A 9,441-nucleotide genomic window follows, 5' to 3' on the forward strand; every position below is an offset into this window, starting at 1 on the left:
TCAGCTTAGTATTTTATAAACCTACAGCAATAATGATTGTTAGTCCATTAATGAGTCCATGAACTATAACAGAAGGCCAAATAGAACCAGTACGTTCATAGATCCAAGCTAGTACTAATCCATCTAAAAAATTTATAGGCATCGTGTTAGTCGTTGGATAATGAGCGAACATAAAAACAAATGCACTTACAATCATTCCTCCACCGACACCAATCCTATTTCGAAGCCAACGATATATAAATCCACGATAAAATATTTCCTCATATATAGGGGAGATCACTGCTGCGGAGATCAAAGCAATTGCTATTGAGAATAGGTTAATATTTTGCATAAGACTTTCTGTTTTACTGTTCTCGGTTTCATTACCAAGGTAGCTTGTGAGTAGTAATACTAGAGTGCCTACAATCATTAGAAAAGCGGTCGTCAACAAAATGGTTTTCCAGTGTGCCATAGGAAAGTTACGCAAACCTAATTCATCCCAAGTTAGACGTTGAGGATAAATGGCAATAAAATATACACCGAGCATTAATACAATGGCTATCGTTAATCCCGTTAATGTTCCGGAGTATAGCGTGTTATCGAACCAAACGGAATAAAATGATTGTAAATAAGTTTTGACAAAAAACATTACAATGATAAATTCAAGAAAAATAAGACTAACAAAGGTTTTCCAGTTCCAAGGATCATCACTTCTCAGTTTTGTAGTTTGCTGGGGCATAAGCATAATCGTAATTTCTCCTTTATCGTTCATGATATAATACGACTATACTGGGTGACGTAGGGGAACCTGCAAGCTAATTATGGAGGGAAATATGAATTACTGGACGACAGGCCAAGTTTCTAAGCAACATCATGTTTCGGTTCGTACACTTCGCTATTATGATCAAATTGGTTTGTTGCAACCAAGTAATAAGGATGAGTTTGGACGACGTTTTTATTCGGAAGAAGATTTATTTACTTTAGAGAAAATAACACTTTTAAAATCTCTTTCACTATCACTTGAAGATATTCAATCCGTACTATTAAATTTTTCATATCGAGAGATTTTGGTGGCACATTATAATCATTTACAAGTTCAGTTAGCTGATTTACAGCAAAGTATTGCTAATACCACCTCGTTAATCAATATTACTGATTTGGAAGGTGAACTTAGCTGGCAACATGTTTCACATCTCGTCGCAAAGAGTAAAGATAGAGAACATCGATGGACAGATTATTTCAGTAACGATGAGAATACACTTCTTGAAAAAACATTACCGAGTATAGAGCAGAATAGTTTACAAACGCAACAGTACATTAAACTTATAAAGCAGATTGAAAAATATATATCATTAGGTATTCCTCCAGAGAGTAAAGAAGGACATGCTATTGCAGCAGAATTAATAATGATGTCCGATGAAACTTTTGGTGGAGACCGAGAATTAATAGAAAAATTTTGGGAGATTCGTAAGAAACCAACTGAGGAAACAGGACTATATCCTGTATCGCCTGATGTAATTGAATTTGTTGAACGTTGTATCGTAAATTGGACGGAGATGCTCGAGTTGGTTACCAAGTAAATGATGCTACTTCGGGATGCAATTTTTTGTTTTGGATACAATGATATAATTAAGTAATATTCACATATTAGATTTACAAAGGAGTAGTGCATGATGGGTAGACTTACAGGTAAAGTTGCGATTATTACAGGTGGAGCTCGCGGTATGGGGGAATCTCATGTCAGAAAGTTTATTGCTGAAGGCGCGCAGGTAGTAATTACAGATCTGAATGAAGAAAGTGGCAACACGCTTGCCAATGAATTAGGCGTAAATGCGAAATTCGTGAAACAAGATGTTACGAATGCTGCGGATTGGGAACGAGTCATTACTGAAACTGAACAAGCTTTCGGACCTGTAAATATTCTTGTTAACAATGCTGGTATTAGTATGAATACGTCGATTACTGAGATGACAGAGGCACAGTACCGTAAAATTGTAGATATTAATCAGGTTTCGGTATTTCTAGGCATGAAAGCTGTTCTGCCTTCCATGCAAAAAACTGAAAATGGCTCTATCGTCAATATTTCATCGATGAATGGCCTAGTGGCCGGAGCCATTGGTTATACAGATACGAAGTTTGCGGTTCGTGGTATGTCGAAAGCAGCTGCAATAGAATTTGCCAACTTTGGTATTCGTGTAAATTCTGTTCATCCTGGTGTGATTGAAACACCAATGGTGACAGAAGGTGATGCTGCAGAAGTGATTAAGGAATTTGCCAAACATATTCCATTGAAACGTGTAGCCCAATCAGAAGAGGTTTCCAACCTTGTGCTGTTTTTAGCTTCGGATGAATCCAGCTATTCAACTGGTTCTGAATTTGTTATTGATGGTGGTTTGACTGCGAGATAGTCTTCGAATATCGAGTAGTTAGTAATCGTTATATACTTAGATCACATATAGCCGAGTAATTTTCAGGTTTTCATCTGAAAATTACTTGGCTTTTCTTCTGTAATAGCAAGACGCATGCCTTGTAAATAGTGGATTAACTAAAAAACCTCGTATAAAAAGAGGGATTTTTTGTTATATATAGAAGTGTATTGTAGTTGTCTGTTTGGATACATGCGACATAGAATATTGTTGACCATCCAAACGTTTGACTAAAAATAATAAATTCGAGGAGGAGATTGTTATGAAAATGCAGAGTGCGGTTATTTTAAATAGATGTGAGGAAATAGGTATAATTCGAGGAGGATTAAGAAATGAAGTTAGAAGATTTGGGGTGGAAACCCTACTTTGAAAACCTTCGAGTAGAAAAGAACTATTCGAGAAATCAAATTGGTCGTGTAGTTGCGGAGTATAAGCATCTGTATAATGTCTATACAGAGGATGGGGAATATCTTGCAGAAGTAACTGGCAAGTTACGTCATCAGGCGACAAATCGAGCAATGTTTCCAGCTGTTGGGGACTGGGTCGTTGTACGAGAACTTGCAGGTGAATCGAAAAAGCTAATTCAAGAGGTTCTGCCTAGGCAAAGTAAGTTTTCCCGAAAAGTAGCAGGTGGAGTTACTGAAGAGCAAATTGTAGCTGCTAATGTAGATACGCTGTTTCTTGTTAATGCGCTTAATCATGATTTTAATGTAAGAAGGATTGAACGTGCCCTTATTCTTGCATGGGAAGGCGGAGCGCAGCCAGTAATTATATTAAGCAAGGGCGATCTTTGTGATGATATTGCCTCCAAAATTAGTGAGGTTGAGTCTGTAGCGCTAGGTGTTCCTATTCATGTAATTACAGCGATTGAAGAGGATGGTTGTGAGGCAGTTCGTCAATATATTCAGCCTGGCAACACGATAGCATTAATCGGTTCATCTGGAGTTGGAAAGTCTACTTTAATCAATCGAATACTAGGTGAAGAGCTGCAACGAGTCAATGAAGTACGTGAAGGCGATGACCGAGGCAAGCATACGACAACCCATCGACAACTGCTGCTTATTCCTGAAGGTGGTCTTATTATGGATACACCAGGAATGAGAGAACTACAGTTATGGGATGCAGATGAGGGTGTTACGAGTACGTTTGAAGATGTAGATAGCCTAATAACGCAATGTAGATTTAGCGATTGTAACCATAATAATGAACCCGGTTGTGCCATAAGAGTAGCGCTGACTAGTGGTGAGTTAGAGCAAAGTCGCTATAATAACTACTTGAAAATGAATCGAGAACTAGCGTATATCAATAACAAAGCATCCGAAAACTTAAAGAATGTACAGAAGTCTAAAGGGAAACAGATTAGTATGTTTTTGAAAAGTAAGAACAAAAGTATCTACTGAATGGATTTTGTAATAGGAGGGAGAAAAATATGAACCATAAAAGTATATTGTTACTTCATTTATTGGATTGTTATTTTTAGGGATCTCCTATTTACTCGGTGTATTACCAATCGTCATTATGATATTTCCGCTCATTTGGTTTTGTATTTACCGTATGTTAGATAAAGTTAAACAATTGGATAAACGGTAGAAAACAATTTCAACAAAGAAATAATGTGATTACTGCAATGAAAAGGGGCTATCTAAAGTCATATTATGACTTTAGATAGCCCCTGTTTTTATGAGATAGGTAATGTAATCGTAGAAGTCGTACCTATTCCCAGTTCACTGTCAACATTAGTATCGGGATATCGCTGTAACTACGAATTTCCTGGCAAAGCTGCCAACCATCCATATTAGGCATCATAATATCAATAATTTCCAGATTGATCTTTTTCTTTTCTAATACAGTCATTGCTTCTACACCATCAGCAGCTTCGTACAGGTCAAGCCCTTCTTTTTTTAGAAAGAACTTTAATAGTTCACGGATATGAGCATCATCATCTACAATTAAAAGTTCCGGCATCCATCTTCATTCCTTTTGACCCATTAGGCTATTTCAAGTTTGTGCAATTGTTGATTAGCAAATTCGCGGTATAAGTCATGTGATTGATATAGCTCTTCATGCGTTCCACTACCTGTAATGATACCTTTATCAAGGAATATTATTTGATCGGAATCAACGACAGTAGATAGTCGGTGAGCAATGACAATCGTTGTACGGCCTTTCATCAAGTCAATCAAAGCTTGTTGTACAACATTTTCTGATTTGCTATCTAGACTTGAAGTAGCTTCATCAAGCATTAAAATTTTCGGATTTCTCAAAAATGCGCGTGCAATGGCGATACGTTGTCGTTGACCACCAGATAGCTTCATACCTCTTTCGCCAACCTCGGTAGCATAACCTTTGGGTAGGTCGGCGATAAATTGGTCGGCATAGGCCATTTTGGCAACTTTATTAATTTCATCGTCTGTTACATCACGTTCAATACCGTAAGTAATATTATCTCTAATCGTTCCTGCCACAATAGGGCTTTCTTGTGAGACGTATCCGATCTGAGTTCTCCATGATAATAGGGAGAAATCTTGAATGGACTTGCCGCCAATGGAAATCAACCCGTCATCGGGTGTGTAGAAACGTTCGAAAAGGGAGAATAGTGTCGTTTTACCACTACCACTTGGTCCGACGATGGCAGTAACTTTACCGGCTTCTACGTTGAAGGAAATATCTTTCAATATTTGACTATCACTATTGTAGCTATAGTTAACATGTTCTACTTTAATCGTTTCATTCATATTGCCAACTTCAGCTGTTGCATTCGGTTCAGCATCTGATTCTAAAATAGCAATGATCCGCTCCGTAGCACCTGTAGCTTTCTGGAATTGGGTGAAGAAAGAAGCCATTTGTCCCATCGGCATAATAATTTGGAAGAGATACATGATGAAGGCAACTAAAGCACCAGCAGTTAGTGCTCCTGAAGACACACGCATTCCGCCGTAACCTAATAGTAGAACAAGTAATGTCATCATTACTAAACTCATAATTGGTCCGATTGTAGATTGGACCTTTGCTTCCTTTAGACCAAAGCGAAACAGATTTGTAATGCCTCGTTTGCCGTTGTTGTATTCGATATTTTCAGCATTTGAAGATTTCACAAGACGAATTTCGGACAATACCTGCGTAAGAACGGAAGTGAACTTGGCAGTCTCATCCTGTGTATCCTTGGAGATTTTGTACATCATTTTACCAAGTGGGACTAAGATTAAGGTTGCTATAGGAATGGCGATAAACATCATTAAAGTCATTTGCCAATCAAGAATAAATAGAACGATAATCGCACCTACGATCGAGATAATTCCCGATACAAAGTTTGCTAAATGTTGTGAGATTAATTCTTTTACGACAGATGTATCATTGGTCATCCGGCTAACCGTTTCTCCTGATGCATGCTCATCGAAATAACTTATCGGAAGCACAAGTAGTTTTTTCCATAACTGATCTCGTATACCAGCAACGACGGATTGACCGATTCGATTCAATAAATATATGGAGAATCCACCTGCTAATGCTTGTAACAGAATTGCTACAGCTAAGATTGTAATACTACCAGCATTTAATGAGCTGATTGAAAAATCATTAATGAGGTCTTTTGTGAATAGTGGTACTAATAATCCAACACCTGCAGTAGATAAACTGAGTACTAATGCAATGGCTATTAATAATTTAGATGGCTTCGTCTGCGCGACTAATCGTAAAAACTGCTGCCATCCTTTTTGTTGTTTCGGTTTTGTCATGTAAATACTTCCTCTCTTTTTCGTTTACAACATAAAGTATATAAATAAGTTGTGAACTGAATATGAACTGGATGTTCGTTAGATTAACTATAAACCCTAACCTTACGTCAATCTCAAGTGAAAATGCAAAAAAATTATTGTAAGGACTTCCGTATAATAATTTTGAGACCTATTAGTGAATCTTACCATTCCTCTCTTGAAAAAGTGGTTAAAATGTGTATAATTTATTGTAAATGAATAGTTAAAATGTTTTCTAGGGTTCCGTAGCAGTAGGTGCTAGTCTGGTCCGAGAGAAAACTCACAGCTTTGCTGTGTCACGGAAGGATAAAAGCCTGGGAGAAACTGTGCAAACAGTTGTCTCTTGGGCTTTTTTTGTTGTTAAGTACAATAAAATCGGAGGTGTTGTTTCAATGAATAGAGACTGGATTAGTGTGTTTATCGCTGCTTTTTTTGAAGTGTGTTGGGTTATCGGTTTAAAACATGCCTATGATGTTTGGACTTGGATAGGAACGATTATTTCTATTGTCATTAGTTTTTATTTGCTAATTGTGGCGGGACGAAAGCTTCCAGTAGGAACGGTATATGCCGTTTTTGTTGGCTTAGGTACAGCAGGAACTACAGTTTCTGAAATTGTTTTTTTCGAAGAACCGTTTAAAATAAGCAAAATACTTCTAATATTACTGTTATTAATAGGGGTCATTGGCTTGAAAATGGTAACAGAAGATAAAGTGCAGAATGGAGCTGAAAACTGATGGCATGGGTATCATTAATATTGGCAGGACTATGTGAAATGTTCGGTGTTACGATGATCAATAAATTGAATAACGATAAAAACTGGCAATCATTCGTATTATTACTTGTAGGATTTGGTTCAAGCCTTCTGTTTCTCGCTTATGCAATGGAATATTTACCGATGGGGACAGCTTATGCGATATGGACGGGGATTGGAGCGTCCGGTGGTGCTATTCTAGGTATGATCTTGTACGGTGAATCAAAAGATTATCGAAGAATTATTTTCATCGCCATGATTTTAAGTGCAGCTATTGGGTTAAAGCTTGTCTCGTAAACTTCAATGTTATACAATTTTTATAATATAATGAAGGTTCAAAAAGTTCGCTGTTTGAACTACCTCTTATAGGTAGTACGAAACTAAATGGAGGTGTTAGCTATGGCGGAACCACTTAAAAATATGTATAACGAAAACTTTTTACGACAGTTTGGTGGAATTATTCAAGCAGCGTATCCACCATTTTCAATTGATGCTTTTGTAGAAAATGTGTTGGTTGATGAGTGGGAAGGGCTCGCACTTAAACAAAGAATTCGTAAAATTACAATATCACTTGGAACATACTTACCAGATGAATATGTTGATGCCATTAATATTTTATTGATTGTCAATGAATCATGCAGTGGCTTTCCCTATCTTATCCTGCCAGATTTTGTTGAAGTATATGGACAAGATGTTGAGGACTGGGAGTTATCCATGCTTGCATTAGAGAAGTTTACTTCACACTCTTCGGCTGAATTTGCGGTTAGACCATTTATCATACGTGATCCGAAGCGGATGATGAAGCAGATGCTACAATGGTCCAATAGCTCGGATGAGCATATTAGACGACTGGCAAGTGAGGGATGCAGACCACGACTTCCGTGGGGACAAGCGCTTGTGATGTTCAAAAAAGATCCAGCACCCGTTCTTGAAATATTGGAACAGTTGAAGAAAGATCAATCTCTCTATGTACGTAAAAGTGTAGCTAACAATTTGAATGATATCGCTAAAGACCATCCACAGTTAGTTATTGAAATTGCTCGTCGTTGGCTTGGACAAAATAGAGATACTGACTGGATTGTGAGACATGGCTGCAGAACTTTGATTCGACAAGCTGATCCCGAAGTACTCGCATTATTTGGTTATGCCGAATCGTCTGATGATTGTACAATTATTGAGCATGCTAAGCTTGAGGTAGACCAAGCTACGTTATCCATTGGCGGAGAATGTCTATTAGGCTACAAGCTGCTTATAAGACAAGGCGATCCCGTTCGCATTAGAGTTGAGTACGGGATTGATTTTGTGAAATCAGGCCAAAAAGTATCTCGCAAAAAGTTTTTATTATCTGATAAAACAGTAGCGGGAGGAACACAACTTCAGGCGAATAGAACTCACCGCTGGTCCGATCTAACTACACGTCGTCATTATCCGGGTATTCATCGTATTGTATTATTGGTAAATGGCTTAGAGGTCGCCGCAACTGAATTGCTACTCGAAATGTAAAATTAGAATGGAAATTGTAATTAAATCTCAAGAGACTAAGTAAAACCCTCAGGTAGTAGACACTTTATAAAAGTGAAGCTATTTGTGGGTTTTTCTAATTATTGCAGCGTAAAATTGACATGCATATGACCCAACTTACAACGGCATAATACTTATGGAGGTGATATTAATGAGTAAGACCAACGTGCTTACAATTGACGCCAAAACACTAGTTAAGGCTTGGCAAGATGCTCTTCCTGAATTTATTAAGCCATCAGGTGAATGCTCTATTCAAGCGGATGAGAAATTTTCGGATACGTTATTGATTCACATTAAGGATGATGGACGATCACACTATTCATTCGATTTTAGAGTAAAGTATGTCGATGACCGTGAGATCCATGTCGAATTCGTTGATGTTGAAAAAGACGAGGTACATGCAGATGAGCAAACAGACATTATTCAATCCTTAGTTAAAGATTATATCAGGCACATTCGTGAATGTGCACAGAGCTTGAAGGGAGTGACCAAACAATGACTAAAGCCAAGCCAGGAGTAGATAAAAACTTGCAAAATATTGTGAAAGAACTAGAAAAACCTGATATAGATGCACATGGTAATCAACAATTGAATCAACAGCATATGGACAATTTGAATGGTGACTCTTTGCACTATAACAAAAAGGCGTATGAAACTGAGCAAAACGAATAGATGCAATTAGCTGTATGAAGGGAGAATTACGATGAATAAAGAGAAGAACGAGCCAGAAAATCCTCATTATGCTGATACTCATGCCAAACCAACAAATCCTGGTAATGAGCCACTTTCAGGATCTAAGAAAGTGAAAAATAAAAATCACTCACGTACAAATCCTTCAGAAGGTTCATAGAGGCAAGGACGAAACTAAAATTGCATCAATAAAAACCGAACTATTTCGAATCTCTAAGTTAGAGTTTCAATAATGCAGTGACCCCGAAAAGTTAGACACAGTTATTTCATTTAGCAATTTGTTTGAAATGAGTCCGATATTGTATCGGGCTCATTTTTAATT

At 37.5% G+C, this 9,441-nt stretch carries 11 protein-coding genes, 1 pseudogene and 1 riboswitch; of the genes and pseudogenes, 9 read left to right on the top strand and 3 right to left on the bottom strand.

Annotated elements, in window-relative coordinates; all coding sequences use genetic code 11:
• Positions 1–13: 13 nt before the first annotated feature.
• Positions 14–751 (bottom strand): CPBP family intramembrane glutamic endopeptidase, encoded by a 738-nt coding sequence (locus AC1TO5_RS20695; protein WP_482064735.1) that lies wholly within the window; start codon positions 749–751, stop codon positions 14–16.
• A 61-nt stretch (positions 752–812) separates the two neighbouring features.
• Between AC1TO5_RS20695 and AC1TO5_RS20700 the strand changes: the two genes are divergently transcribed.
• From AC1TO5_RS20700 to rsgA, 3 genes are all read left to right on the top strand, one after another.
• Positions 813–1,559 (top strand): MerR family transcriptional regulator, encoded by a 747-nt coding sequence (locus AC1TO5_RS20700; RefSeq protein WP_482064736.1) that lies wholly within the window; start codon positions 813–815, stop codon positions 1,557–1,559.
• Positions 1,560–1,652: 93 nt separating this feature from the next.
• Entirely contained in the window at positions 1,653–2,387 is a 735-nt protein-coding gene (locus AC1TO5_RS20705; RefSeq protein WP_482064744.1) for an SDR family NAD(P)-dependent oxidoreductase, read from the top strand.
• 350 nt (positions 2,388–2,737) lie between these two features.
• Positions 2,738–3,805 (top strand): ribosome small subunit-dependent GTPase A, encoded by a 1,068-nt coding sequence (gene rsgA, locus AC1TO5_RS20710; RefSeq protein ID WP_482064737.1) that lies wholly within the window; start codon positions 2,738–2,740, stop codon positions 3,803–3,805.
• Between the two features lie 316 nt (positions 3,806–4,121).
• Here rsgA and AC1TO5_RS20715 read toward each other — a convergent pair.
• Positions 4,122–4,370: pseudogene (locus AC1TO5_RS20715) on the bottom strand (response regulator); the annotation flags it as partial.
• 23 nt (positions 4,371–4,393) lie between these two features.
• The gene (locus tag AC1TO5_RS20720) at positions 4,394–6,139 is read right to left on the bottom strand and encodes an ABC transporter ATP-binding protein (RefSeq protein ID WP_482064738.1); all 1,746 of its coding nucleotides are present in this window, start codon (positions 6,137–6,139) and stop codon (positions 4,394–4,396) included.
• Between the two features lie 242 nt (positions 6,140–6,381).
• Positions 6,382–6,480: riboswitch (guanidine-I (ykkC/yxkD leader) on the top strand.
• Positions 6,481–6,549: 69 nt separating this feature from the next.
• Here AC1TO5_RS20720 and AC1TO5_RS20725 point away from each other — a divergent pair.
• The 6 genes from AC1TO5_RS20725 (at position 6,550) to AC1TO5_RS20750 (ending at position 9,279) form a co-directional block, all read left to right on the top strand.
• A complete protein-coding gene (locus tag AC1TO5_RS20725; protein ID WP_482064745.1) occupies positions 6,550–6,891 on the top strand; it encodes a DMT family transporter in 342 nt (113 codons plus the stop codon).
• Positions 6,891–7,205, top strand: a complete 315-nt coding sequence (locus tag AC1TO5_RS20730; protein WP_482064739.1) for a DMT family transporter — start codon at positions 6,891–6,893, stop codon at positions 7,203–7,205. Before AC1TO5_RS20725 ends, AC1TO5_RS20730 begins: the two co-directional genes overlap by 1 nt.
• Positions 7,206–7,307: 102 nt before the next feature.
• Positions 7,308–8,411 carry a DNA alkylation repair protein gene (locus AC1TO5_RS20735; protein WP_482064740.1) on the top strand — a complete coding sequence of 368 codons (1,104 nt, stop codon included), beginning with the start codon at positions 7,308–7,310 and terminating at the stop codon, positions 8,409–8,411.
• 169 nt (positions 8,412–8,580) lie between these two features.
• Positions 8,581–8,928, top strand: a complete 348-nt coding sequence (locus tag AC1TO5_RS20740) for a hypothetical protein (RefSeq protein WP_482064741.1) — start codon at positions 8,581–8,583, stop codon at positions 8,926–8,928.
• Positions 8,925–9,101, top strand: a complete 177-nt coding sequence (locus AC1TO5_RS20745) for a hypothetical protein (protein ID WP_482064742.1) — start codon at positions 8,925–8,927, stop codon at positions 9,099–9,101. The genes AC1TO5_RS20740 and AC1TO5_RS20745 overlap by 4 nt, the downstream gene beginning before the upstream one ends.
• Before the next feature lie 31 nt (positions 9,102–9,132).
• Entirely contained in the window at positions 9,133–9,279 is a 147-nt protein-coding gene (locus AC1TO5_RS20750; protein ID WP_482064743.1) for a small acid-soluble spore protein P, read from the top strand.
• Positions 9,280–9,441 lie beyond the last annotated feature (162 nt).

It is taken from the genome of Paenibacillus sp. Y930 (genome assembly GCF_056786375.1).

What these genes read in the sequence shown, in the direction of transcription:
- AC1TO5_RS20730 (WP_482064739.1), top strand. Translation starts at nt 6,891, where the DNA reads ATGGCATGGGTATCATTAATATTGGCAGGACTATGTGAAATGTTCGGT.
- AC1TO5_RS20695 (WP_482064735.1), bottom strand. Translation starts at nt 751, where the DNA reads ATGAACGATAAAGGAGAAATTACGATTATGCTTATGCCCCAGCAAACT.
- AC1TO5_RS20735 (WP_482064740.1), top strand. Translation starts at nt 7,308, where the DNA reads ATGGCGGAACCACTTAAAAATATGTATAACGAAAACTTTTTACGACAG.
- AC1TO5_RS20725 (WP_482064745.1), top strand. Translation starts at nt 6,550, where the DNA reads ATGAATAGAGACTGGATTAGTGTGTTTATCGCTGCTTTTTTTGAAGTG.
- rsgA (WP_482064737.1), top strand. Translation starts at nt 2,738, where the DNA reads ATGAAGTTAGAAGATTTGGGGTGGAAACCCTACTTTGAAAACCTTCGA.
- AC1TO5_RS20745 (WP_482064742.1), top strand. Translation starts at nt 8,925, where the DNA reads ATGACTAAAGCCAAGCCAGGAGTAGATAAAAACTTGCAAAATATTGTG.
- AC1TO5_RS20720 (WP_482064738.1), bottom strand. Translation starts at nt 6,139, where the DNA reads ATGACAAAACCGAAACAACAAAAAGGATGGCAGCAGTTTTTACGATTA.
- AC1TO5_RS20700 (WP_482064736.1), top strand. Translation starts at nt 813, where the DNA reads ATGAATTACTGGACGACAGGCCAAGTTTCTAAGCAACATCATGTTTCG.
- AC1TO5_RS20740 (WP_482064741.1), top strand. Translation starts at nt 8,581, where the DNA reads ATGAGTAAGACCAACGTGCTTACAATTGACGCCAAAACACTAGTTAAG.
- AC1TO5_RS20750 (WP_482064743.1), top strand. Translation starts at nt 9,133, where the DNA reads ATGAATAAAGAGAAGAACGAGCCAGAAAATCCTCATTATGCTGATACT.
- AC1TO5_RS20705 (WP_482064744.1), top strand. Translation starts at nt 1,653, where the DNA reads ATGGGTAGACTTACAGGTAAAGTTGCGATTATTACAGGTGGAGCTCGC.